The sequence below is a fragment of the Cellulomonas sp. P2_B4 genome (assembly GCF_056404795.1).
This window is the reverse complement of sequence record NZ_JBFUDI010000004.1, coordinates 158,457-182,451: the sequence shown is the minus strand read 5'-3', so window position 1 is coordinate 182,451 and position 23,995 is coordinate 158,457. Positions and strand designations below refer to the sequence as shown.

The following is a 23,995-nucleotide window of genomic DNA, read 5'->3' as shown; positions in this document are numbered from 1 at the left end:
GACTCGAACCGTGAAACTCCGTACCGCTGGCTTTGCCATGCTCGCAACCGTCGGCCTCGTCGTGTCCGGCGCCACCTCGGCGACCGCCCACCGGGGCAACGAGGACCAGAGAGACCTGCGCCGCTGGGCGGCCGACACCTGGACCTCGTTCGTCGCGATGACCGACGAGAAGACCGGCCTCCCGGCCGACAACATCGACGCCTCCCTCGATCCGGCCACCCGCTCCGGCTACACCTCGCCGACGAACATCGGCGCGTACCTGTGGTCGACGGTCTCCGCCGAGGAGCTGGGCATCATCGGCAAGCGAGAGGCGAAGCAACGCCTCAAGCAGACGCTCACCACCATGTCGAAGGTCGAGCGCCACGAGCCGAGCGGGATGTTCTACAACTGGTACGACGAGGCGACGGGCGCCAAGCTCACCGTCTTCCCGACCGGCGAGACCGTCTACCCGTTCCTCTCGACCGTGGACAACGGCTGGTTCGCCGCGGCGCTCATGGTCGTCCGCACCGCCGAGCCCTCGCTCCGCCACCAGGTGGACGCCCTGCTCGAGCCCATGAACTTCGCGGCGTTCTACGACGCCGACCAGTTCGGCGGCACCAGGCCCGGCATGATGCGCGGCGGGTTCTGGGCGGACCCGCCGGCCGTCGAGACCGACCCGGGAACGGTCGCGGGGTCGCCGGTGTACTTCACCAAGAACCACTACGACATCACCAACTCCGAGCCGCGCATCGCCAGCTACATCGGCATCGCGCGCGGCCAGATCCCGCCCGAGCACTACTTCGCGACGAACCGCACGTTCCCCGCGAGCTGTGACTGGTCGTGGCTGGAGCAGCGGCCGGTCGGGGTGACCCGCACGTACGAGGGCATCGACGTCTTCGAGGGCGCGTTCACCTACCGCGGCATGCAGATCGTCCCGACGTGGGGCGGCGACATGTTCGAGGAGCTCATGCCGGACCTGTTCGTGCCGGAGTCGACGTGGGCGCCCAAGAGCTGGGGCGTCAACCACCCGCTCGCCGTCCGCGCGCACATCGAGCACGGTCTCGACGAGGCCGGCTACGGCTACTGGGGCTTCTCGCCGGCCAGCGACCCGTTCGGGTCCTACAACGTGTACGGCGTCGACGCGATCGGGATGGACCCGACCGGGTACCCCTCCGACGCGGAGAAGACGGACGTCGACGCGGGCTACGAGGGCTGTCGCGAGGCGACGAACCCGACACCCACCTTCGGCGACGGCGTCGTCACCCCCCACGCGTCCTTCCTCGCCCTGCCCTACGCACCGCGTGAGGCGATCGACAACCTGCGCAACATCGAGACCAAGCTCGGCGCGTACGGCGCCGGCGGGTTCTACGACTCGGTCGCGGTGCGCTCGAACACGCAGGCCAAGCGCTACCTCTCCCTCGACCAGGGCATGGTGCTCGGCTCGCTCGGCAACGTGCTCGGCCACGACCTGCTGCACCGCTCGTTCGCCACGCGGGACGTCGAGCGGGTGCTCCGGCCGTTGATCGGTCAGGAGGAGTTCAGCGCGGGGGTGGTCAAGTGACCAGCGACGCCCGCACCGACTGGGAGGCCCGGATCGGGCTGCCCTCCTCGGTCGACGAGCAGCGCGAGATCCCCGTGCTGCCCGCGCCGACCGGCCTGCGCGCCGAGCCGGGCGTGGGCCACGTGACCCTGCACTGGGAGCCGGTGCCCGGCGCGGTCGGCTACCAGGTCCTGCGGGGTTCCGACGACGGCCTGCAGCACCTCGACCACTCCGGCGGCGACGTCCTGGCGGTCCCGCACGGGCCGTACGCGGACACCACCGGGACGCCCGGCGTGCCGTACCGGTACTCGGTCGCGACGGTCTCCGACGTCTCGGTGACCGGCCCGGCCGGCCCGGAGGTCGTCGCGGCGTCGCTGGCCGGGGTCGCCTCCCCTGTGCGGGTGTCGGTCGACGCGTCGACCACGGTGCGCGAGCTCCCACGGCCCTGGCGGCCCATGATCGGGTCCGAGCACCTGAGCCTGCTGCTCAGCGAGGACACCGTCGGCGGGCAGCGGATCGCCGACGACCTGAGCTCGGCCCTGACCGCCGCGCACGACGAGCTCGGCGTCTCGACCGTACGGGCGCACGCGATCCTCTGCGACGACCTCGGCGTGTACCGCGAGGTCGACGGGGAGCCGGTGCACGACTTCACCGGCGTCGACGCGGTCTACGACCGGCTGCTCGCGCTCGGCCTGCGGCCCGTCGTGGAGCTGTCGTACATGCCGCGCGACCTGGCATCGGACCCGTCCGTGACGGTGTTCGCCTACGCGGCGATCGTCTCGCCGCCCCGGTCGTGGCTGCGCTGGACCGCCCTGATCCAGGACCTCGTGCAGCACCTCGTCGACCGCTACGGCCTCGACGAGGTCCGCGACCACTGGTCGTTCGAGGTCTGGAACGAGCCGAACCTCGAGGTGTTCTGGAGCGGCACGCGCGACGAGTTCTGGCGGCTCTACGACGAGACCGTCCGGGCCGTGCGGTCGGTCGACGACGGCCTGGTCGTCGGTGGACCCTCGACCGCCGCCGCGGGATGGGTCGACGGGCTGCTCGACCACGTGGCGTCGTCGGGCGCCCCGGTCGACTTCGTCTCGACGCACACCTACGGCAACGCGCCGCTGGACCTGCGCCCGACCCTCGAGCGCTACGGCCGCGGTGACGCCGCGATCTGGTGGACCGAGTGGGGCGTCACGCCCACGCACTTCGGCAACGCCAACGACGGCGTCTTCTCGGCGGCGTTCCTCGCGCGCGGGATGAAGTCGGCGGCCGGCCGGATCGACGCGCTGTCCTACTGGGTCGTCTCCGACCAGTTCGAGGAGCTCGGGCGGCCGCCGCGGCTGCTGCACGGGGGGTTCGGGCTGCGGACCGTCGGCGAGCTGCGCAAGCCCCGCTGGTGGGCGCTGTACCTCCTCGAGCAGCTGGGGCGCGACGAGGTCGCGGCGACCGTGTCCGGCGACGGCGCGGGCTCGATGGTGGAGGCGTGGGCGTCGCGCGACGAGGACCGCGTCGCGGTCGCCCTCTGGAACGGCACCCTCGACCAGACCAAGGTCGACGGCTCCGACGCGCTGGCCCGCACGGTGTCGCTGAGCCTGGACGGCCTGCCGCCCGGCGAGTGGGTGGTCCGCGAGTACCGGGTGGACGCCGACCACTCGAACATCGCGGCGGTCTGGGCGGGGTTGGGCGGAGGCGACTGGCCGTCCGACGAGCAGTGGGCCGTGCTGCGCGAGGCGGACCGTCTCGCCACGAGCGAGCACCCGCTGGACGGACCGGTGACGGTCGAGCTGCCCAGCCCCAGCGTCGTGCTCGTCGAGGCGGTGCGCGTGGGATGAACCGGCGGTGGTGGCGGACGGCGGTCGTCTACCAGGTCTACGTCCGCTCGTTCGCGGACGGGGACGGCGACGGCGTCGGCGACCTGCTGGGCCTGGTCTCGCGTCTCGACGCGCTGACCAGGCTCGGCGTCGACGCCCTGTGGCTCACGCCGATCTACCCCTCGCCGCAGGCCGACCACGGGTACGACGTGGCCGACCCGCGCGACGTCGACCCGCTGTTCGGCTCGCTGGAGGCGTTCGACCGGCTGGTCGCCGAGGCGCACTCCCGAGGTCTGCGGGTGGTGATGGACCTCGTGCCCAACCACGTCTCGGACCAGCACCCGTGGTTCCGGCAGGCCATCGCCGACGGACCCGGGGCGTCCTCCCGTGCGCGGTTCCACATCCTGCCCGGCGACCGACCGCCCACGCACTGGCGGTCGATGTTCGGCGGGTCGGCGTGGACCCGGCTGCCGGACGGCGACTGGTACCTGCACCTCTTCGCGGCCGAGCAGCCGGACCTCAACTGGGCGCACCCGGACGTCCGCGCCGACTGGGACAGGACGCTGCGGTTCTGGGTCGCGCGCGGGGTCGACGGCTTCCGGGTGGACGTCGCGGGCGGGCTTGCCAAGGACCCGTCCTACGCCGAGATCCGCCGCGGAAGCAGCGTGCACCCGCACTGGGACCGGCCCGAGGTGCACGAGATCTACCGGTCGTGGCGCAAGGTCCTCGACGACACCGCACCCGACGTCTACGCGGTCGCCGAGGTCTGGGGACCGCCGAGCCGGACCTCGTCGTTCGCGCGGCCCGACGAGCTCGGGCAGGCGTTCGCGTTCGACGTCTTCCGCACGCGGTGGTCGGCCGCGGCCCTGCGCAGGACCATCCACGAGCAGCTCGCGGGGCACCGCGCCGTCGACGCCCTGCCCGCCTGGGTCGTCGGCAACCACGACATCGCCCGCGCCGCCACCCGCCTCGGCCTCGACCGGTCCCTGGCGCTGCACCTCTTCCTGCTGGCCATGCCGGGCGCGTTCTACCTCTACGCCGGCGACGAGCTCGGCCTGCCCGAGGTCGATGTGCCGCGCGAGGCGTGGCAGGACCCGCAGTCGCTGCGCTCGCGCGGTCAGCTGCCCAACCGGGACGGCGCACGTGTCCCGCTGCCCTGGACCTCGTCGGAGCCGGCGTTCGGGTTCACCACCGGCACCCCGTGGCTGCCGGTGCCGGAGTCGTTCGGGCCCCTCGCGCGCGACCTGCAGGAGACGGACCCGACCTCGCCGTGGTCCGTGATCCATCTCGCCCTGCGGGAGCGGCAGCGCCTGTGGGCGCATGCGCCGGCGCGCGTGACCTGGCTGCCGACGCCGTCGGGGATCCTCGCGGCGCAGCGCGGCACCTCGATCGCCGTGCTCAACGCGTCGTCGCGCCCGTGGCCCCTCAACCGGCTGCTGCCCACCGGGTACGCGCAGGTCGCGACGAGCGCACCGCTCGCGGACCCGGCCGTCGTCGAGCCGTCGACGTGCGTCTGGCTGCAGGCCTGAGCCGCCGATCCGCCCTCGCGCCCACCCCGGCGTTGATACCGTTCCGCACATGCCGAGGTCACGACTGGTCGTCGCACTCGTCGCCGCCTCCGTCCTCCTCGCCGCGTGCACCGGACCGGCTGTGACCGTGGACCCGCCGTCGGACACGGCCGGCGCACCGTCCGTGGCAGCCACGCCCGCGGCTCCCCCGCCTCTCACCGTCACGGCGGGTCCGGCGACGATCACCGTGCAGCCCCTCGACCCCGCCGCCGTCCCGACCGCCACGCCCGTCGACGACGGCTCGGTGCGCATCTCCGTCTCGACGGGCGAGTCGATCCTCACGGCGCCGGCGGGGACCTCGTTCCGCGCGCTCGACGACGGGTCGGCCGTGGTCGAGGACGCCGGCGGGGCCTTCGTCGCGGGGGTCAGCACGGACGCCCCCGGCATCCGGCTCGTGCAGGAGGACCCGACCTCGGTGCGGCTCACCGGCACGGCGCCCGCCGGGCTCTGGTTCGCCGCCGCGGCCGTCCAGGACGCCGTCTGGGGCAAGGCCGAGGGCGGCACCTCGCTCGCGGTCACGCCGAGCGCCTGGGCGCGGGCGTGGTCGCAGGCCGCGAGCGTCGGGCTGTGGTCGCAGCTGGTCGCCCGGGAGCCCGACGCCGACACGCCGAGCATGCGGGCCCAGCTCGAGTGCCACCAGCTCGGCGCCCCCGACAAGGACACCTGGAACCTCGAGCCGTGGCGCCCCGACGTCAGCGCCGTCGACATGATCGCGGCGCGTTGCAACCCTGAATGACCCGGTCAGCGCCCCGGAGCGGAACAATCGAGCGACAGTCCGTCTAGCACCGGGGGTAGTCGTCCGATGTCCCAGAACACCTCGCCGACCAAGGAGAGCCCGGTCGTCGCGTTCCTCAAGCGTCGCTGGCTCGCGCTCGTCATCCTCGTCGTCGTCGTCATCCTGATCCTCGCCAACCGCGACCCGGTGACCTTCAACCTCGTGTTCACCGAGTTCGAGACGCCCGAGTGGGTCGTGATCCTCGTGACGTTCCTGCTCGGCGCCGTCGCCGGCTGGATCGGCAAGTCCCGCCGCGCGTCCCGCAAGGGCTAGAACCCGCAACGTCCGCACTCGAGGGGCGTATAGGCCTCACGAGTGCGGACGTTGCGGGTTCGACGGGGTTCAGCGGTGGTGCTTCTCCGGGACCGGGGCGTCGCCGGACGCGCGCTGGGCCTTGTAGTAGGCGCGGGCCTCGTCCTGGCGCTCCGCCTCGGCGCCCGACGCGATCGGTGCGCGCAGGTGGGCCTGCTCGTAGCCGAACGCGTCGACCAGGCTCTGCGCGTGCGGCCGCAGCCGGGCCAGCAGCCGGTCGATGTACGACGTCACGGTGCGGGCACGTCCGGCCGACAGCCGGCCGTTCAGCAGGTACCAGGTCAGGTTCCGCTCGATGAGCGAGAGCCCGAACAGGTCGCGGACCCACGTGAGGATCTGCCGCGTGCTCGGGTCCGTCACCCGCTCGAGCGCCGCCGTGAACGACTCCCACTGCACCAGCTGGGCGTGCGCACGCGCAGCCTCGACGAGCTCGTGCTGGTGGGCGTTGAAGAGGGCCGCGGCCTCGGCGGGCGAGGCCTTCTGTGACGGGCGCAGCGCCTGGGCGACCTCGGCGACCATCGTCTCGACGCGGTCCACGAGCAGCTCGCGCTGCGTCGTCGTCTCGCGCAGCTGACCGGCCGAGCGACGGGGGTCTCCCACGTCGGCGATCGTCTGGACCGCCCGCACCAGCGGGGTGCGGTAGCGGGCGGCGTCGGCGGCCCGCTCGGCCACCACGCGGGCGACCTTGGTGGCGTCGAGGTGCTTGAACGACTTCGCGTAGTCCGCCAGCAGGCGCTTCCCGACGAGCTGCAGCAGGACGGTGTTGTCGCCCTCGAACGTGGCGTAGACGTCCATGTCGGCGCGCAGCCCGGTGATCCGGTTCTCCGCGAGGAACCCGGCGCCGCCGCACGCCTCGCGCGAGACCTGCAGCGTGTTCAGGGCGTGCCACGTCGACGTCGGCTTGAGCGCCGCGGCGAGCGTCTCGAGGTCCTCGCGCGTCTGCACGGTGTCGTTGCGGCCGGAGAACACGTCGTCGAACGCCGCCAGCAGGTCCTCGTGCGCGAACCCGGCGGCGTACGTCTCCGCGAGCAGCGGGAGCAGGCGGCGCTGGTGCTCGGCGTAGTCGAGGATCACGACCTCCTCGCTCGGCGACGAGGACGCGAACTGGCGGCGCTGGTTGCCGTAGGTGATCGCGATCGTCAGCCCCAGGCGGGCGGCGACGACGGCGGCACCGTCGAGGGAGACGCGTCCCTGGACCAGCGTGCCGAGCATCGTGAAGAACCGGCGTCCGGGGCTGTCGATCGGCGACTCGTAGACACCCTCGGGCGTGACGTCGCCGTACCGGTTGAGCAGGTTGGTCCGCGGCACGCGCACGTGGTCGAACCAGAGCCTGCCGTTGTCGATGCCGTTCAGGCCGCCCTTGAGCCCGTCGTCCTCGCCGCCGACACCGGGCAGGAAGGCCAGCGACTCCTCGTCGCGGATCGGCACGTAGAACGCGTGCACCCCGTGGTCGACGCCCTGCGTGACCAGCCGCGCGAACACGACCGCAGCGGTGCCGTGGACGCCCGCGTTGCCGAGGTAGTCCTTCCACGCCGCGCGGAACGGCGTGTGGATGACGAACTCCTGCGTCGCCTCGTCGAACGTCGCCGTGGTGCCGATGGCCGCGACGTCGGAGCCGTGGCCGGTCTCCGTCATCGCGAACGCGCCCGGGACCTTGATGCTCAGGGCGTCGGCCAGGAACTCGTCGTGGTTGCGCTCGGTGCCCAGGTGGTAGATCGCCGAGGCGAACAGGCCCCACTGCACACCGGACTTGATCTGCAGCGACGGGTCGGCGTGCGTCAGCTCCTCGAACCGCGCCAGGAATCCGCCGTGGTCGTCGGCACCCCCGAACCGCGGCGGGAACGAGCGGTGCACGTCGCCCTCCTTGGCCAGCAGCCGCAGCTGCCCGAGCACGCGCTCGCGGTGCTCCGGCAGGGGCTGACCCTCGATCCGGTGGAACCGCTCGTCCGCCATCAGCGTGCGCGCGGCCAGCCGCAGGTCCGGGTAGTGACCGAGCAGGACCTCGCTCAGGTGGGCGATGTCGACCGAGACGTCGGCGTCGAGGCGCGGGTCGCCGGCCTCGTCCACCGGGGTCACGGGGCGCTGCGTGGTGGTGCTCATGCTTCCTCCGGGGTGGTGGACGTGCTGGTGGTGGTCTTGCGGTCTCGGGCCAGGAGGCCCACGGGTCCTGCCCACAGCCAGGCGCCGACCTGGGCCGTGATCTCCTCGCGGTCCGGGGTGCCGGGCTCGTCGCGGTGGGCCAGCCACCACTCGCCGGCCCCGCGCACGAAGCCGACGGCGCCGGCGGCCCACGACTCGGCCAGCGCGACGCGGGCGGTGAGGGCTGCGTCGTCGGCGGAGGCGTCCTCGGGCCGGTGCGCGCGGCCGCTGTGCTCCTCGGTCAGCCCGCGCGCGAACGGGGCGGCGACCAGGGCGGTCACCGAGTCGAGGAAGTGCCCGAGCGGTCCGCCCGACTCGACCGAGCCGTTGCGGGTCACGAACGCGTAGACGTTGGGCGACGACTCGATCATCTCGAGGTAGACCGCGACCATGGCGCGCAGACCCTCGCGCGGCGTCGGCGAGACACGGAGCACGCCCTCGAGCGCTCCCTGGATCTGCAGGACGACGGCCTCGGCGACCGCGATCTGCAGGCCGGTCTTGTCGCTGAAGTAGCGGTAGACGATCGACTTGGAGGTGCCGGCCTCGGCCGCGATCTCCTCCATCGACACGTCGGGTCCGCGATGATGGACCGTCTTGCGAGCGGTGCGCACCAGCTCGGCGCGACGGGCCTCGCGATGGTCAGCCCAACGGGTCGAGCGGCCGTCAGGTTCCGGCTGCTCGAGATGCATCGCGGTGAGGGTCGTCGTCGTCGACGGACCCGGGGGGCTCGGGCTCACGAGACCGAAGGTATCAGGTACTGTGGGTTTCGGACACCGCTTCATTGACGATGCGAGAGGAACGAGCCCTGATGGCCCGTCGCACATCCCCCGCCCCCGCTCCCAGAACCGCCTACGTCCTCGGGGGGAACCGCATCCCCTTCGCCCGCGCCGGCGGGCCCTACGCGCACGCGAGCAACCAGGACATGCTGACGGCCGCTCTCGACGGGCTGGTGGCGCGCTACGGCCTGCAAGGGATGCGGATCGGCGAGGTCGCCGCGGGCGCCGTGCTCAAGCACAGCCGCGACTTCAACCTCACGCGCGAGTCGGTGCTCGGGTCGGCCCTCTCCGCCGAGACGCCCGCGTACGACGTGCAGATGGCGTGCGCGACCGGGCTCGAGACCGTCGTCTCGCTGAGCAACAAGATCCGGCTCGGGCAGCTGGAGTCGGCGATCGCCGGCGGCGTGGACACGACGTCGGACGCCCCCATCGCGGTCAGCGACCGGCTGCGCCGACAGCTGCTCGACCTCTCGCGGGCGAAGAGCGCGGCCCAGAAGCTCACGGCCGTGGCGAAGATCCGGCCCAAGGACCTCGCCCCGTCGGCGCCCCGGACCAGCGAGCCGCGCACGCATCTGTCGATGGGCGAGCACCAGGCGATCACCACGGCGCAGTGGGGCATCACGCAGGAGGCGCAGGACGAGATCGCGCTGGCCAGCCACCGGAACCTGGCGGCCGCCTACGACGAGGGGTTCTTCGACGACCTGGTCACGCCGTTCCGCGGCCTGACGCGCGACGCGAACCTGCGCGCGGACTCCTCCCTGGAGAAGCTGGCGTCGCTGAAGCCGACGTTCGGGCTCGGGCTGGACACCCCCGCGACGATGACGGCGGGCAACTCGACGCCGCTGTCCGACGGGGCGTCGACCGTGCTGCTCGGGTCGGCCGACTGGGCCGGCGCCCACGACCTGACTCCCCTGGCCTCGATCGTCGACGCCGAGGCCGCCGCGGTCGACTTCGTGCACGGCGTCGACGGGCTGCTCATGGCGCCCGTGTTCGCGGTGCCTCGGCTGCTGGCCCGCAACGGCCTGTCGCTGGCGGACTTCGACCTCATCGAGATCCACGAGGCGTTCGCGTCGACCGTGCTGACGATCCTCGCGGCGTGGGAGTCCGAGGAGTTCGGCCGCGAACGGCTGGGGCTGGACGGCGCGTTCGGCACCGTGGACCGCTCGAAGCTGAACGTCCACGGGTCCTCGCTCGCGGCCGGGCACCCGTTCGCCGCGACCGGCGGGCGCATCGTCGCGACCGTCAGCAAGGAGCTCCACCGACGGGGACCCGGCACCCGGGCTCTCGTCTCCGTGTGCGCCGCCGGCGGGCTCGGTCTGACCGCGATCCTCGAGGCGGCCTGATGTCCACCGACACGTACCTGAACCTGGTCAACGGCGGCGTCACCGGCAACGTCGCCAAGAAGCTGGGCCTCCCGCAGCCCGCGCCGCTCCAGCGGTTCGCGCCCGGGCAGCCGCTGCTCGAGGGGCCTGTGCTGGTGCTCGGTGACGACGAGCTCGCACGCCTGCTGTCCGCCGACTGGGACCTCGACGTCCACCGGCACCCCACGCCCGACCTGCGGTACTCGGCGGTCGTCGTCGGCCTGACCGAGCTGACGCACCCGTCGGCTCTGGCCGAGCCCGTGCTGGCCCTGGCCGGGGTGCTCAAGAGGCTCGCCCGCGGCGGTCGCGTGGTCACGGTGTCGCGAGCGGCCTCGGCGGACGACGCACCCGCCGTCGCGGCGGCGCGGCAGGGCGTCGACGGGCTCCTGCGGTCGATCGCGAAGGAGCTGCGCGGCGGCGCCACCGCCAACGGCCTGGTCCTCGGCGCCGACGTGCCGGTCACCGCGCCGTCCGTGGTGGGCGCGCTGCGGTTCTTCCTGTCGACGAAGTCGGCGTTCGTGGACGGGCAGCTGCTCGCCGTCGACTCGTCGGCAGGCTCGCTCCCCTCGTCCTGGGACCGCCCGCTCGAGGGCCGCGTCGCCGTGGTCACCGGCGCCGCGCGCGGCATCGGCGAGTCGATCGCCGACACGCTCGCCCGCGACGGTGCGACGGTCGTGGCCGTCGACGTTCCCGCCGCCGGGGAACAGCTCGTCGCCGTCGCCAACCGCGTCCGCGGGACCGCCCTGCAGCTCGACGTGACGGCGCCGGACGCCGGTGCCCGGCTGCTGGAGCACGCGCTGCAGCGGCACGGGCGGCTCGACATCGTCGTGCACAACGCGGGCATCACGCGCGACAAGCTGCTGGCCAACATGACCCCCGACAAGTGGGAGTCCGTGCTGGCGGTGAACATCGCGTCGCAGCTGGCGATCAACGAGGCGCTGCTGACCTCGGGCGACTTCACCGACGCACCGCGGATCGTCTCGCTCGCGTCGACCTCGGGCATCGCGGGCAACCGCGGGCAGTCCAACTACGCGGCGTCCAAGGGCGGCGTGATCGGCATGGTCCGCGCGACCGCTCCCCTGCTCGAGGCGTTCGGCGGCACCGCGAACGCGGTCGCGCCCGGCTTCATCGAGACCGAGATGACCGCGCGCATCCCGGCGATCACGCGGCAGGTGGCCCGTCGGCTGAACTCGCTGCAGCAGGGCGGCCAGCCGGTGGACGTGGCCGAGACGGTCGCGTTCCTGGCCTCGCCCGCCGCGGGTGGGATCGTGGGTCGCGTGCTGCGGGTGTGCGGGCAGAACCTGGTCGGTCAGTGACGGTCGTCGTCCTGCCCGGCGTGCCCGGGCTCGGCGGCCTCTACGTGCGCGGCGCGGCGTCGTCGGGACGACTGTCCGTGTCTCGCCGGCTCGACCGGGCACCGACCTCGTTGCCCGACGTCGAGTACGTCGTCCGGTCGGTCCACGCCTCCGCGGACCACCTGACCGAGTACCAGCACCTGCTCGGCGAGTCGGCGAGCGACGCCCTGCCAGCCGGCTTCGTGCACGTGCTGGCGTTCCCCGTCGCGACGGCCCTCATGGCGCGCGCCGACTTCCCGCTCCCGCTCGCCGGCCTGGTCCACCTCTCCAACCGGGTGGTCCAGAGCCGCGCCCTGTCATTGGGGGACACGCTCGAGCTCCGGGCCTCGGCGACGAACCTGCGCGGTCACCGCACCGGCACGCAGGTGGACCTCGTCACGACGGTCTCCGCCGACGACGAGGTCGCTTGGCGCGGCGTCTCCACGTACCTGGCGCGCGGTGTGTTCCTGCGGGGCGAGGGTCCCGACGAACGCAGCGGGTGGACCGCCCCGACGCCCACCGGTCAGTGGGTGCTCGCCGCGGACACCGGTCGCCGGTACGCGGCCGTTTCGGGCGACCACAACCCGATCCACCTCTCGTCGCTGGCCGCCAGGGCGTTCGGGTTCCCGCGCGCGATCGCCCACGGGATGTACACGGCGTCGCGCGCGCTGGCCTCCGTGGGCGCGGCGCGGACCGACGCCTTCGACTGGTCGGTCGAGTTCGCCAAGCCGGTGCTGCTGCCGTCGACGGTGAACGTACGGATCGCCCCGTCGGACCGCGGATTCTCGTTCGCGGCCTGGACCAAGGTGCCGCACCTGACGGGTTCGGTCACGCCGCTCGGCTGAGCCGCGAGATCCGGTTGCTGACCGCCCGGAGACCGACGAACGGCCGCCGGGTCTCGGATCCCGCCGGCCGCTCGCCTTGGGGTCCATCCTGGTTCAGAGACGGTCCCGCCGCAGGGTGAAGCCCACCTGCGCGTGAGGTCGTGCGTCTGGGCCGAACTCGACTCTTTCCATGCACGACCGCGGCTACGCACGAGCTCGCGCGGCGGGTCAGGCGTTGCGGTCGCGCCGCACGAGCTCGCGCGGCGGGTCAGGCGTGACGGGTCGCGACGAACACCGCGGCAACGCTCGTGCTCGCGCGGCGGGTCAGGCGTTGCGGGTCGCGACGAACACCGCGCCGCCGACCACCGCGAACGCGATCGCGACGAGCGGCGAGATGCCGGCCAGCAGCGCGACGACCGCCGTCGCGACGAACAGCCCGGTGGCCGCGGCCGCACGGGGGCTGCCCACGAGTCGGTGGTCCGACCGCGGCGCCATCCAGCGGCTCCACACCGCGACGGCCACCACGACGAACGCGACTGCCAGGAGCAGGGACACGAGCGTGCTGCTGCCCAGCCGCCAGCCGGCGACCGCCAGCAGAGCGATCATCGCCAGCTCGACGAGGAACGCCAGCACGCCGAGCACCCCGACCTGCTGCTGCGCCACGGGATCGGTCACGCGCTCATCCTGCCGACGAACGGCCCACCGCCGCGACCCCGCTGCGCGCAGGCCGAGATCGACCCTTCGGCGCGAGATCGGCGCTCGGAACTGCCGATCTCGCGCCGAGAGGTCGCTCTCGGCGCCGCGCTCGCGCGCGGCCGGGCGCAGCGAGGTGGTCGCGAGCGCGGCAGTTCCGTGCGAACGCGGCAGCAGCAGGTGCCGCGTTCGACAGGAAGTGCCGCGTTCGCCGAGTCCGGAACGGTTACCGCCGGTGGCGCCGAGCCTGCGTCAGTCGTCCAGGGCCGGGCCGCAGGCGGCCGCGGCCGTGGCGGCCAGGTGGTCCAGGCCGTGGACGGCGACGAGCGGGCGGGTGTCCTCGACGACCGCCCAGCAGCCGTCGACGATCTCGTAGCCGGACGCGGGACCGTCGGCGAGGTACTGCGTCAGGGCGGTGACCAGCCGGTCGACGGCCTCGCTCGTCGTGCCGACGCCGACGGACGCGCGGATCGCACCGTCGGAGGCGTTCAGGTGCGCGAGGAGCGGGTGGGCGCAGAAGCGGCCGTCACGGACGCCGATCCCGTGCTCGGCCGACAGGTAGGCGGCGACCAGGCCGGGGTTGTGGCCCGGCACGGTGAAGGTCAGGACGCCGACGGGCGGGGCGGAGTCGGGCCAGATGCGCGCGATCTCGACGCCGTCGATGGCGGACAGGCCCGCGACGAGCCGGGCACGCAGGGCGTCCTCGTGGGCGTGCAGCGCACCGGGCGGGAGGGCCGCGAGCTGGTCGCACGCCTCCGCGAGCGCGATGGCGCCGATGACGTTGGGCGAGCCGGCCTCGTGCCGGGCAGGTGCGGGCTGCCACACGGTCCGGTCCGTGCGCACGTCGCGCACCGCACCTCCCCCTGCGAGGTACGGCGCACCTGCGTCGAGCCAGTCGCGACGTCCGACCAGGGCGCCGGCCCCGAACGGTGCGTACGTCTTGTGGCCCGAGAACGCGATGTAGTCGGCGTCGGAGGCCGCGAGCGAGAACCCGCGGTGCGGCACCAGCTGGGCGCCGTCGACGGCGACGCGGGTGCCCTCGGCGTGCGCGAGGGCGATGACCTCGTCGAGCGGCAGCGACTCACCGGTGACGTTGGAGGCGCCGGTGACGGTCAGGAGCGCGTAGTGCCGGCGCGCGAGCTCGTCGCGAAGCCTGGACAGCGTCTCGGCGACCGTGCGGGCGATCGGCAGGATGGTGGTCGAGTGGCCGTGCCCGTCCGCGGAGTGCACCCAGGGCAGCAGGTTGGCGTGGTGCTCGATGTCCAGCACCAGCACCCGGGACCCGCTCGGGACGACCCGGGCCAGGAGGTTGAGCGAGTCGGTGGTGTTGCGGGTGATGATCGCGACGTCGTCGGGACGCGCGTCCACGAACCGCGCGATCGTCTGGCGCGACGACTCGTACAGGGCGGTGGACACCTGCGACAGATACCCGGCGCCGCGGTGCACGGACGCGTACAGCGGCAGGACCTCGGTGACACGCGCGGCGACCGCCTCGAGGGCGGGCGCGGACGCGGCGTAGTCGAGGTTGGCGTAGACGCGCTGCGTGCCGTCGACGAGGGGCACCGTGGTGTTGCCGCCGACGACGGGGAGCAGCTCGCTCACCGCGTCGACGTCCACACACGAGAGGCGCTCGGCAGTTGTGGTCATGATGGTCCTCCGACACAGAGGGGGCACCGCCGTCGGTGGACCCCGCGCTTGCCGAGCCCCGGACGGAACTCGGCCAGGTCGTCACCCGGGGCACCCCACCGCGGAGGAGGGTTGCCGGCCAGCGAGCCGGGGCTTGACGCTGGCGCTCATGACCTGAGAAGAGGGTCCCCGTCCCGCCGCGCACGTGTCAACGCACGATCGGATTCGTCTCGGATCGCAAGACTTCGATTCCACCAGTTGGATTCCGTCCGACGCCCGCACTAGCATCACCGGCACCATCCAGAGCGGCCGAGAGATCTGGCTCGACGACGCCGCAGCAACCCGCGTGCACGACAGTGCACGGACGAGGGTGCTACCGCCAGGACCGATGGAGGCTGCGCACGTGACAGAACGACTCAGGTACCGGCTGCTCAGCGGCACCGACGACATCGCCTTCTGCGAGCGCGTCTCGGAGGCCCTGGCCGACGGCTACGTGCTGCACGGCGGCCCGGCCGCGACCTACGACGGCGAGCGTGTGATCGTCGCGCAGGCCGTCATCCTTCCGAGCAACGCGACCCACGAGACGAGGCCCGTATGAGCTACGCCGGCGACCTGACCCCCCAGCAGGCCTGGGACCTCCTGGCGTCCGACGGCGACGCGCTGCTGGTCGACGTGCGCACCGACGCTGAGTGGGCCTACGTCGGCATCCCCGACGCCGCGTCGATCGGCGGCCGCTCCGCGCTGGTCGAGTGGGTCTCGTACCCGTCGGGACGCCCGAACCCGCAGTTCCTCAAGCAGCTCGGCGAGCTCGGGCTCACTCCGGGCGACGGCCGGCCGATCGTGTTCCTGTGCCGCTCGGGCGTCCGCTCGGTGCACGCCGCGAACGCCGCGACGGCCGCGGGACTCGGTCCGGCGTACAACGTCCTCGAGGGCTTCGAGGGCGACGTGGGTGCCGACGGGCACCGCGGGCACTCGGGCTGGCGCGCGGCCGGCCTGCCGTGGCGGCAGCGGTGAGCCCCCGGGTGCCGGGTCCCGGCGACTGGGACGAGAAGCGGGTCGAGCGCGGGACGCTGCGGCCGGACACCCTCGCCGTGCGCGGCGGGCTCGTGCGCTCGCAGTTCCAGGAGATGTCCGAGGCGCTCTTCCTGACGCAGGGCTACGTCTACGACGACGCCGCTCAGGCCGAGTCCGCGTTCGCGGGCGAGTACGACCGGTTCCTGTACTCGCGCTACAACAACCCGACGGTCTCGACGTTCGAGGAGCGGCTGCGGCTGCTCGAGGGCGCCGAGGCGGCGTTCGCCACCGCCAGCGGGATGTCCGCGGTGTTCACCGCGATCGCGGCGGTCGCCAAGTCGGGCTCGCGCGTCGTCGCGGCCCGGGCCCTGTTCGGGTCCACGGTCGTGCTCTTCGAGGAGGTCTTCGCCCAGTGGGGTGTGACCACCGACTACGTCGACGGGCACGACCTCGCGCAGTGGGAGGCGGCGCTCTCGACGCCGGCCGACGTCGTGTTCTTCGAGACGCCGTCCAACCCGATGCAGGACCTGGTCGACATCGCGGCGGTCACGACGCTCGCGCACGCCGCGGGCGCGATCGTGATCGTCGACAACGTCTTCGCGACGCCCGTCCTCTCGAAGCCGCTCGACTTCGGCGCCGACGTCATCGTCTACTCGGCGACCAAGCACATCGACGGCCAGGGCCGCGTGCTCGGTGGCGCGATCCTGGGGTCGGAGGAGTACATCCACGGACCCGTGCAGACGCTCATCCGGAACACCGGCCCGTCGCTGTCGGCGTTCAACGCGTGGGTCCTGCTCAAGGGCCTCGAGACCCTCTCGATCCGGGTCAAGCACCAGACGGCGTCGGCCCTGCGGCTGGCGACCTGGCTCGAGGAGCAGCCGGGCGTCTCGCTGGTCCGCTACCCGTACCTGCCCTCCCACCCGCAGCACGCGCTCGCGCTGCAGCAGCAGAGCGGCGGCGGGACGGTCGTGACCTTCAACCTCGCGGTACCCGACGGCGCGTCGTCCGAGGTTGCCAAGAAGGCGACGTTCGGCGTGGTCGACGCGCTGCGGATCATCGACATCTCCAACAACCTGGGCGACGCGAAGTCGATCATCACGCACCCCGCCACCACGACGCACCGCAAGCTGGGCGCCGAGGGCCGGGCGGCCGTGGGGATCGGCGAGGCGACGCTCCGGCTGTCGATCGGCCTCGAGGACCCGGACGACCTGATCGACGACCTCACGCAGGCGCTGGACACGCTCGGTCGCTGACGACGTCCCGCGGGTGTCCGTGCGGCCGGTGAACACTGGCGGCATGGACACCCGGCGGCTCGTCGTCTCCCCGGCCCTGCGGCTCGGCGTCGGAGTCGTGGCCGGTCTCGTCGTCGCCGTGCTGGTCGCCTGGACGTCCGGGTTCGCCGCGTTCCTGTCCGGCTGGGCCGTCGCCGCGGCCGTCTTCGTCGTCTGGACCTGGCTCGCGTGCGCGCCGATGGGTCCCGACGAGACCGCGGCGCACGCCACCCGCGAGGAACCGACCCGGCTGGCCTCCCACGTCATCGTGATCGCGGCGGCCTTCGTCACGCTCGGCGGCGTGGTCCACGTGCTGGTGAGCTCGTCGCTGCACGCGTGGCTGCCCGCGATCGCGGTCCTGGCGAGCGTGGTCGCGTCCTGGGCCGCGATCCACACGGTGTTCGCGCTCCGGTACGCCCGCATGTACCTGACGGACGGCGCCGGCGGGATCGACTTCCACCAGGAGGAGCCGCCCGAGTACACCGACTTCGCCTACGTCGCGCTGACGGTCGGCATGAGCTTCGCCATCTCGGACACCGACCTCGGCTCGTCGCGGATGCGCCGGACCGCGCTCGCGCACGCGCTGCTGAGCTACCTGTTCGGCACCGTCATCATCGCGCTGCTGGTGAACCTCGTCGCATCTATCTGAGCTCGACCGTCTCGTTCTCGCCGCCGTCGTACCGCTCGCCGGTGACCTTGGCCTTCACCAGGCTGAACGCCGTGGTCAGCTTGCCGCCGGGCGCGTGCCAGTACTCGGCGGTCTGACCGCGCAGGGCGATGAGCACCACCCCGGGGGTCTCGGGGCCGTCCGGGAACCACGCGTCGGCCGTCGGGCCCCAGAGCTCCTTGATCTTGGCGAGGTCCCGCACCACGTCGGCCGTCCCCGACACCGACACCCACGACGTCGACTCCGCGAACGCGGCGTTCGCGGGACTGCCCGCCTCGATCTCGTGCACCTTGTGGCTGTCGGCGTCGGCGAAGAACCACAGGTCGCCGTCGTAGTCGACGTCCTGCACACCCATCGGGCGGCTGACCAGCGCCCCGCTCGGGTCCACCGTCGTGAGCATCGCGAACCTCGCGGCCTTGATCAGCTTCGCCACCGTCGCGACGTCGTCGTCGTGCGTCATGAGCACTCCCTGCGTATGGACCGCCCGGGGTGTTCTCACCGGATGGTGCGGCCACGGTAGGCAGGATCCGCACGACCCACCACTGGAACGGTGGTGGCCCTACGCGCGATGCTCGGGGCATGGACAACGAGTTCGACGCCGTCGCGGTGGACCTGGTCGCCCGCGGAGCGACCCTCGGCCAGATGATGGGCCACCCCATGCTCAAGGTCGGGTCCTCGATGTTCGCCGCGTTCACCGGCGACGAGCACCTGGCCGTCAAGCTCGGGCGCTCCACCCCCGAGCACGCCGAGGCGCTCGCGCTCCCGGGCGCCGCGGTCTGGTCGCCGGGCGGCAGCGGTCGCCTGTTCTACGACTGGGTGTCGCTGCCGCCCGAGCAGGAGGACCACTGGATGCGGTTCGCCGAGGCGGCGCGGCTCCTCGTCAGCTGATCAGCGCACCCACTGCTCCCCGGCCTCGACCGCGACGGTCAGCACGTTCTCGGCCGGCGGGACCGGGCACGTGGCGAACTCGGTCAGGCCGCAGGGCAGGTTGCTCGCGCGGTTGAAGTCGAGGGTGACGGTGCCGTCGCCGGCCACCGGGCCGAGACCGAGCGTGCGCGACGCCGGGTAGGTGGTCACGCCGCTCGTCGCGTCCCGGAACAGGACCGACAGGCCGCGCGCTCCCCCGTCGAACACCACGAGCGACTGCGGCACGCCGCCGAGCTCGAAGTGCACGGTGCCGACGGCGGTGTGGTGGTGCTCGAGGCCCTCGACGACCGCACCCGTCGTGACGGTGCGCGGCTCGTCGAACGGCGACAGCGTGCCGGTGACGAGCCACTCCTGCGACGGGGTGTAGGCGGGGATGCCCGTGAATGCGGCGAGCTGCGGCGCGCGCGGGTCGTGCACGCGGATGATCACGTGGGCCGTGCGACGGGCCACCTCGAGGATGAGGTCGCCGGAGCGGACGCGCAGGCCCGGACCGCCCTCGACCGGGTCGAGCGTCGCGGAGCCGTCGACGACGTCACCGTCGGGGAGCACGAGCCCGTCCTGCGCGGCCGCCTCGATCGTGAGCGCGTCGCCGGGTGCCGCCGTCCAGCGGCCCGGAAACTCCCCGAACGTGGCGGGCACGGCCGTGAGCCAGTGCAGCGCGGTGATGGCGACCCAGCCGTGCGGCTCCGCGAAGTAGGCCTCGCGGGACGCGTGCCAGGTCTCCCAGTCGGCGGTGAAGGTGTCGGTGATGACGGTCATGACGGGTTCCTCTCGGAGAGCGCGGGAGCGAGCGTGCGGCCGAACGCGCCGGCGGCGGGCAGGCCGAGGTTCTCCCGCAAGGTGGAGCCCTCGTAGGACGTGCGGAACGAGCCGCGCTCCTGCAGGAGCGGGACGACCTTCTCGACGAACTCGTCGAGACCGTGCGGGGTCAGGTGCGGCACGAGGATGAAGCCGTCGGAGGCGTCCTCCTGCACGTAGCGGTCGATCTCGGCGGCCACGTGCTCGGGGGTGCCGACGAAGTTCGACCGGCCGGTGACCTCGATGACCAGCTCGCGGGCGGACAGCCCCTTGGCCTCGGACAGCGCCCGCCACTGCTGCGCGATCGCGACCGGGTCCTTGAACATCGACGCGCGACCGTTGGTGATCGACGGCGCGTCGACCAGCGGGTCCTGCGCGGGCAGCGGCCCGTCGACGTCGAGGTCGGGCAGGTCGCAGTTCCACAGCTGCTCGATGAACGCCCGCGCGACGGACGGCCGGACCGTCTGCAGCTGGAGCTCGCGCAGCCGCTCCTCCGCCTCGGCGGCGGTGTCGCCGAGCACGAACGACGAGCCGGGCAGGATCAGCAGGTCCTCGGGCCGGCGCCCGTACCGCGCGAGGCGCCCCTTGACGTCCGCGAAGAACGCCTGCCCGTCCTCGAGCTTCGAGTGCCGGGAGAACACCGCGTCCGCGACCTGCGCCGCGAGCTCGCGGCCCCCGTCGGAGTCGCCGGCCTGGATGATCACGGGGTGGCCCTGGGGCGGGCGCGGGAGAGTCGGCGTGGCCTCGATGTCGACGAGCCGGCCGTCCGTGCGCACGCTGCCGAGCGACCCCGGCCGCACGAAGTGCTCGCCCTGCGCGACGATCGCGTCCGGCGCCCACGCGTCCCACAGGGCCCGGGCGGCCTCGACCACCTCGCGCGCGCGCTCGTACCGGTCGGGGTATGCCAGGTAGCCGCCGCGGCGGAAGTTGGCGCCGTGGAACGCGTCGGACGAGGTGACGACGTTCCAGGCCGCCCGGCCGGCGGACAGGTGGTCCAGGGTGGCGAACTGACGGGCCAGCTCGTACGGGTCGTTGAACGTGGCGTTGATGGTGCCGGCGAGCCCGACGTGCGTGGTGACGCCCGCGAGCGCGGCCAGGACGGCGTAGGTGTCGGGCCGGCCGACGACGTCCTGGTCGACCAGCTGACCGCGGTGCTCGCGCAGGCGCAGGCCCTCGGCCAGGAACACGAAGTCGAAGAACCCGCGCTCGGCCGTGGCGGCCAGGTGCTGGAACGACGCGAACGCCGACTGGGTCTGCGACTCGTGGCTCGGGTCCGTCCAGACGGTGTGGTGGTTGACGCCCGGGAAGTGGGCGCCGAGGTGGATCTGCTTCTTGGCGGTCATCTCGGGTCCTTCAGCGGGTGGCCGCGTAGCGGCTGGCGGGACGGGGCAGGCCGAACGTCTCGCGCAGGGTCGCGAACGTCTCGGCGACGGGCAGGTGGCCCGCGAGCAGTGCGACCCCGCCGGCGACCGGGCGGACGGTGACGCCGTCGACGTCCTGCGCGAGGCGCGTGAGCTCGGCCGCGACGGTGGCGGGGCCGCCGACGACGACGCCGTCCCACGACCACGGCTCGAACGCGTCGAGCGCCTCCCGCAGGGCGGCCGCGGCGGCGTCGGTCTCGGCGACCAGCACCGCGACGTCCAGCAGGACGATCGCGTCCGGCGCCTCGGCGCGGACCGCGTCCGCGGCCTCGAGCGTGCGGACCCGGACCACGTCCGCCCGCCGGACGGCGACCTCGCGCTCGAGCGCCTCGTCACCGCGGATGACGACGACCGGCTGCCCCTGCGGCGACCGTGGCGTGATCGAGGCACCGTGCACCGAGAAGAACTCGCCCGAGAACTCGATCGCGTGGATCTTGTCCCGGTCGATGTACCGGTCGGTGGCCTCGTCGAGGACGATCGCGTCGTCCTCCCAGCTGTCCCAGAGGCGGGTGATCACCTCGATCGTCTCGTCGGCCTCGCGCCACAGGGCGGGCAGCTCGCGCGGCACGCGCTCGTCGTAGCGCAGCGCCTCCGCACCGGAGCGCGGGTCCAGGGCCGGGGCGGCCACGTCGACCTGGACGGCGCCGCGACCGAGGCTCACGTGGTCGAGCGTCTGGATCTCCTTGCCCACGTGGAAGGGCTCGCGGTAGGTGACCGGGACGACCGGCGCCAGTCCGATCCCGCTGGTCAGCGGGCCGAGCAGGGCCGTGACCCCGAGCGCGTCGAGGCTCCCGACGAACCGGCCGGCGCGCTCGACGGGCGGCGCCGCCGAGTCGTCGACGATCACGAGGGAGGCGCCCGCGCGCTCGGCGTCGCGGGCGCGATCGATCCAGTGCTGGGCGGTGAAGGCGCCAGGCGCGTCCTGCGACGGCAGGCGCCAGGCGGCGGGGTGCAGACCGGCGGGCGTGAGCTCGACGGCGAGATGGATCTGGGTCATGGGCGCAGACCGTAGGGCTGCGGCGCCGGTTGACCAGGGGTTCGTCGGAAAGTCCCGCGATGCGAGACGGCTGCTCAGAGGGCCTTTCCGAAGAGCAGCGACAGGTTGTCGTCCGTGTACGGGCCGAACGGCGCGATCGGCCGGTAGCCGGCCGTGAGGTAGAGCGTGACCGCCTCGGGCTGCCGGATGCCGGTCTGCAGGACGACACTGGTCAGGCCGGCCGCGCGCGCGTCGTCCTCGATCGCGGCGAGAAGCGCGCGGGCGGCGCCGGCGCCGCGGGCCTCGTTGTCGACCCAGACCTTCTTGAGCTCACCGGAACCCTCGGGGTAGCCGTCGCGGGCCGCGCGCAGCGACGCACAGCCGACGGGCACGCCGTCCAGGTCGGCGACGACCGAGCTGATCGTGCCGATGCCCTGCAAGGGGTCGTCCGCCACGAACCCGCCCGGCGTGACCGCGACGATCTCCGGGTAGCGGACCTCGATGTCGAGCCACATCGCGTAGCGCAGCGCGACGGCGTCGGGGTGGTCCCAGGCGACGCGGCGCAGCGTCAGGGCGCCCGGGTTCTTGGGCCCCTTGCGACGAGGCTCCGCGTGCAGGTCCTTGGCGAAGCACCGGGAGGAGGTCTCCGCCGCGTACACCCCGAAGTTCGGGATCGAGCGGTAGCCGGCCGACAGGTACAGCCCCATCGCCTGGACCTGCAGGACGCCGGTCTCCAGGACCAGCCGGTCGAAGCCCTGGTCCGTCGCGATCCGCTCGAGCTCGGCCACCACGAGCCGGGACAGCCCGCGACCGCGCGCCTGCGGCACCACGTACATCCGCTTGAGCTCGCCGACGCCGTCGCCCAGGTCGCGGATCGCACCGCAGGCGACGGGCTCGTCGTCGTCCCTGTCGCCGTCACGAAGCACCACCATCGCGACGATGTCGTCGCCGACCATGTCGTGCTCGATGTCGTCCTCGCCGTACAGGGCACGCAGCTCGGCCTGCTGGGCGTCGCGCAGCTTCCCCGCCACGGGGTCGTCCCAGGGGACGAGGCTGACGTGCGTCATGCGGCTCAGCCGACGAGGGTCTTCAGGACCGAGGTGAAGAAGCGCAGGCCGTCGACGCCCGTGCGGGGGCCCTTGGCGCCGTCCGGCCCGAAGCCCGCCTCGACCGCGTGCTCGGGGTGCGGCATGAGCCCGACCACGTTGCCCGCGGCGTTCGAGATGCCGGCGATGCCTCGTCGCGACCCGTTGGGGTTCCAGCCCTGGTAGCGGAAGACCACGCGGCCCTCGCCCTCGAGCTCGTCGAGCGTGTGCTCGTCGGCGACGTACTGGCCGTCCTGGTTCTTCAGCGGGATCGTGATGTGCTCGCCGGGAGCGTAGTCGCGCGTCCATGCCGTGTCGGCGTTCTCCACGGAGAGCACCTGCTCGCGGCAGACGAAGTGCAGGTGGTCGTTCTTGATCATCGAGCCGGGCAGCAGGTGGGCCTCGGTGAGCACCTGGAAGCCGTTGCAGATGCCGAGGACCGGCAGGCCCTTGTTCGCGCCGTCGATGATCGAGCCCATGACCGGTGCGAACCGGCTGATGGCGCCCGCGCGCAGGTAGTCGCCGTAGGAGAAGCCGCCGGGCAGGACCACCGCGTCGACCCCGTGCAGGTCGGCGTCCGCGTGCCACAGGCTCACGGCCTCGGCGCCGGCCAGCCGGACCGCGCGCGAGGCGTCGCGGTCGTCGAGGGTGCCGGGGAAGGTGACGACGCCGACGCGAGTCACTTCTGGATGTCCTCGTAGACCGCGACCACGTCCTCGATCACCGGGTTGGACAGGACCTGCTCGCCGGCCGCGCGGGCTGCCGCGAGGATCTCCTCGGTCACCGGCCCGTCGACCTCGAGCTCGAACCGCTTGCCCTGACGGACAGAGGCGAACTGCCCGAACCCGAGTCGCGGCAGGGCGCCGGCGACGGCCTTGCCCTGCGGGTCGAGGATCTCGGGCTTCGGCATGACATCGACGACGACTCGTCCCACGAAAGGGCTCCAGGTGTTCGCGCGGCGGTGGGGGGTCGCGGCGATTCTAGCGAGTCGCTCCGGGGACTCAGCGCCGTGTCCACGAGCCAGCGCCACCTACCGTGCAGTTCCCGCCAGATCGCAGCCCGGGGCGCGCACGGTGGCGGCTCGTGTCGGTGGCTCGGGTGAGGATG

Annotated in this window: 23 protein-coding genes, 1 pseudogene and 2 riboswitches; of the genes and pseudogenes, 13 read left to right on the top strand and 11 right to left on the bottom strand. The window is 72.9% G+C overall.

The genetic code is table 11. From position 1 onward, the window contains the following. Window positions 1–37 precede the first annotated feature (37 nt). The 5 genes from AC1DZC_RS08745 (at window position 38) to AC1DZC_RS08725 (ending at window position 5,937) form a co-directional block, all read left to right on the top strand. Window positions 38–1,540 carry a glucoamylase family protein gene (locus tag AC1DZC_RS08745; protein ID WP_477042978.1) on the top strand — a complete coding sequence of 501 codons (1,503 nt, stop codon included), beginning with the start codon at window positions 38–40 and terminating at the stop codon, window positions 1,538–1,540. Next, complete coding sequence (locus tag AC1DZC_RS08740; protein WP_477042977.1) at window positions 1,537–3,342, top strand: GH39 family glycosyl hydrolase; 1,806 nt, start codon at window positions 1,537–1,539, stop codon at window positions 3,340–3,342. Before AC1DZC_RS08745 ends, AC1DZC_RS08740 begins: the two co-directional genes overlap by 4 nt. Continuing rightward, window positions 3,339–4,850, top strand: coding sequence for an alpha-amylase family glycosyl hydrolase (locus AC1DZC_RS08735; protein ID WP_477042976.1), 1,512 nt, complete (start codon window positions 3,339–3,341; stop codon window positions 4,848–4,850). Before AC1DZC_RS08740 ends, AC1DZC_RS08735 begins: the two co-directional genes overlap by 4 nt. Before the next feature lie 49 nt (window positions 4,851–4,899). After that, the gene (locus AC1DZC_RS08730) at window positions 4,900–5,625 is read left to right on the top strand and encodes a DUF2599 domain-containing protein (protein ID WP_477042975.1); all 726 of its coding nucleotides are present in this window, start codon (window positions 4,900–4,902) and stop codon (window positions 5,623–5,625) included. 66 nt (window positions 5,626–5,691) lie between these two features. After that, on the top strand, window positions 5,692–5,937 hold the full coding sequence (locus tag AC1DZC_RS08725; RefSeq protein WP_477042974.1) for a LapA family protein: 246 nt from the start codon (window positions 5,692–5,694) through the stop codon (window positions 5,935–5,937). 69 nt (window positions 5,938–6,006) lie between these two features. Here AC1DZC_RS08725 and AC1DZC_RS08720 read toward each other — a convergent pair whose 3' ends face one another. Further along, window positions 6,007–8,076, bottom strand: a complete 2,070-nt coding sequence (locus AC1DZC_RS08720; RefSeq protein WP_477042973.1) for an acyl-CoA dehydrogenase family protein — start codon at window positions 8,074–8,076, stop codon at window positions 6,007–6,009. Beyond that, on the bottom strand, window positions 8,073–8,852 hold the full coding sequence (locus AC1DZC_RS08715) for a TetR/AcrR family transcriptional regulator (protein WP_477038364.1): 780 nt from the start codon (window positions 8,850–8,852) through the stop codon (window positions 8,073–8,075). The genes AC1DZC_RS08720 and AC1DZC_RS08715 overlap by 4 nt, the downstream gene beginning before the upstream one ends. 71 nt (window positions 8,853–8,923) lie before the next feature. Between AC1DZC_RS08715 and AC1DZC_RS08710 the strand changes: the two genes are divergently transcribed. Genes AC1DZC_RS08710 through AC1DZC_RS08700 form a run of 3 tightly spaced genes read left to right on the top strand, consistent with a single transcriptional unit; the run spans window position 8,924 to window position 12,431 of the window. After that, window positions 8,924–10,234, top strand: coding sequence for an acetyl-CoA C-acetyltransferase (locus tag AC1DZC_RS08710; RefSeq protein WP_477042972.1), 1,311 nt, complete (start codon window positions 8,924–8,926; stop codon window positions 10,232–10,234). After that, window positions 10,234–11,568 carry a 3-oxoacyl-ACP reductase gene (locus tag AC1DZC_RS08705; protein WP_477042971.1) on the top strand — a complete coding sequence of 445 codons (1,335 nt, stop codon included), beginning with the start codon at window positions 10,234–10,236 and terminating at the stop codon, window positions 11,566–11,568. The genes AC1DZC_RS08710 and AC1DZC_RS08705 overlap by 1 nt, the downstream gene beginning before the upstream one ends. Next, window positions 11,565–12,431, top strand: a complete 867-nt coding sequence (locus tag AC1DZC_RS08700) for a MaoC/PaaZ C-terminal domain-containing protein (protein WP_477042970.1) — start codon at window positions 11,565–11,567, stop codon at window positions 12,429–12,431. Before AC1DZC_RS08705 ends, AC1DZC_RS08700 begins: the two co-directional genes overlap by 4 nt. A 303-nt stretch (window positions 12,432–12,734) precedes the next feature. Here the strand turns inward: AC1DZC_RS08700 and AC1DZC_RS08695 are convergent, their stop codons facing one another. Next, the gene (locus tag AC1DZC_RS08695; protein ID WP_477042969.1) at window positions 12,735–13,085 is read right to left on the bottom strand and encodes a YrdB family protein; all 351 of its coding nucleotides are present in this window, start codon (window positions 13,083–13,085) and stop codon (window positions 12,735–12,737) included. A gap of 270 nt (window positions 13,086–13,355) precedes the next feature. Continuing rightward, the gene (locus tag AC1DZC_RS08690) at window positions 13,356–14,750 is read right to left on the bottom strand and encodes an aminotransferase class V-fold PLP-dependent enzyme (protein ID WP_477042968.1); all 1,395 of its coding nucleotides are present in this window, start codon (window positions 14,748–14,750) and stop codon (window positions 13,356–13,358) included. Between the two features lie 39 nt (window positions 14,751–14,789). After that, window positions 14,790–14,904: riboswitch (SAM riboswitch) on the bottom strand. A gap of 118 nt (window positions 14,905–15,022) precedes the next feature. Next, a riboswitch (SAM riboswitch) is annotated at window positions 15,023–15,124 on the top strand. Between AC1DZC_RS08690 and AC1DZC_RS08685 the strand changes: the two are divergent. From AC1DZC_RS08685 to AC1DZC_RS08670, 4 genes and pseudogenes are all read left to right on the top strand, one after another. Next, window positions 15,118–15,297, top strand: a pseudogene (locus tag AC1DZC_RS08685) (DUF1737 domain-containing protein); the annotation flags it as partial. (Overlaps the previous riboswitch by 7 nt.) Window positions 15,298–15,323: 26 nt before the next feature. Next, entirely contained in the window at window positions 15,324–15,743 is a 420-nt protein-coding gene (locus tag AC1DZC_RS08680; protein WP_477042967.1) for a rhodanese-like domain-containing protein, read from the top strand. After that, window positions 15,740–16,996, top strand: a complete 1,257-nt coding sequence (locus AC1DZC_RS08675; protein WP_477042966.1) for an O-succinylhomoserine sulfhydrylase — start codon at window positions 15,740–15,742, stop codon at window positions 16,994–16,996. The genes AC1DZC_RS08680 and AC1DZC_RS08675 overlap by 4 nt, the downstream gene beginning before the upstream one ends. A 43-nt stretch (window positions 16,997–17,039) precedes the next feature. Further along, complete coding sequence (locus AC1DZC_RS08670) at window positions 17,040–17,663, top strand: DUF1345 domain-containing protein (protein WP_477038372.1); 624 nt, start codon at window positions 17,040–17,042, stop codon at window positions 17,661–17,663. Here AC1DZC_RS08670 and AC1DZC_RS08665 read toward each other — a convergent pair. Next, window positions 17,656–18,141 (bottom strand): pyridoxamine 5'-phosphate oxidase family protein, encoded by a 486-nt coding sequence (locus AC1DZC_RS08665; RefSeq protein ID WP_477038373.1) that lies wholly within the window; start codon window positions 18,139–18,141, stop codon window positions 17,656–17,658. The genes AC1DZC_RS08670 and AC1DZC_RS08665 overlap by 8 nt on opposite strands. Before the next feature lie 119 nt (window positions 18,142–18,260). Here AC1DZC_RS08665 and AC1DZC_RS08660 point away from each other — a divergent pair, with 119 nt between their 5' ends. Further along, on the top strand, window positions 18,261–18,569 hold the full coding sequence (locus AC1DZC_RS08660) for a hypothetical protein (protein ID WP_477038374.1): 309 nt from the start codon (window positions 18,261–18,263) through the stop codon (window positions 18,567–18,569). Here the strand turns inward: AC1DZC_RS08660 and AC1DZC_RS08655 are convergent, their stop codons facing one another. From AC1DZC_RS08655 to purS, 6 genes are all read right to left on the bottom strand, one after another. Next, complete coding sequence (locus AC1DZC_RS08655; protein ID WP_477038375.1) at window positions 18,570–19,367, bottom strand: DUF1684 domain-containing protein; 798 nt, start codon at window positions 19,365–19,367, stop codon at window positions 18,570–18,572. After that, window positions 19,364–20,749 carry an NtaA/DmoA family FMN-dependent monooxygenase gene (locus AC1DZC_RS08650; protein ID WP_477042965.1) on the bottom strand — a complete coding sequence of 462 codons (1,386 nt, stop codon included), beginning with the start codon at window positions 20,747–20,749 and terminating at the stop codon, window positions 19,364–19,366. Before AC1DZC_RS08650 ends, AC1DZC_RS08655 begins: the two co-directional genes overlap by 4 nt. Window positions 20,750–20,759: 10 nt before the next feature. Then, window positions 20,760–21,824, bottom strand: a complete 1,065-nt coding sequence (locus tag AC1DZC_RS08645; protein WP_477042964.1) for an LLM class flavin-dependent oxidoreductase — start codon at window positions 21,822–21,824, stop codon at window positions 20,760–20,762. A gap of 74 nt (window positions 21,825–21,898) precedes the next feature. Next, window positions 21,899–22,870, bottom strand: coding sequence for a GNAT family N-acetyltransferase (locus AC1DZC_RS08640; RefSeq protein ID WP_477042963.1), 972 nt, complete (start codon window positions 22,868–22,870; stop codon window positions 21,899–21,901). A 5-nt stretch (window positions 22,871–22,875) separates the two neighbouring features. Further along, window positions 22,876–23,571 carry a phosphoribosylformylglycinamidine synthase subunit PurQ gene (gene purQ, locus AC1DZC_RS08635; RefSeq protein ID WP_477038379.1) on the bottom strand — a complete coding sequence of 232 codons (696 nt, stop codon included), beginning with the start codon at window positions 23,569–23,571 and terminating at the stop codon, window positions 22,876–22,878. Next, a complete protein-coding gene (gene purS / locus AC1DZC_RS08630) occupies window positions 23,568–23,822 on the bottom strand; it encodes a phosphoribosylformylglycinamidine synthase subunit PurS (RefSeq protein WP_477038380.1) in 255 nt (84 codons plus the stop codon). The genes purQ and purS overlap by 4 nt, the downstream gene beginning before the upstream one ends. Window positions 23,823–23,995: the final 173 nt, after the last annotated feature.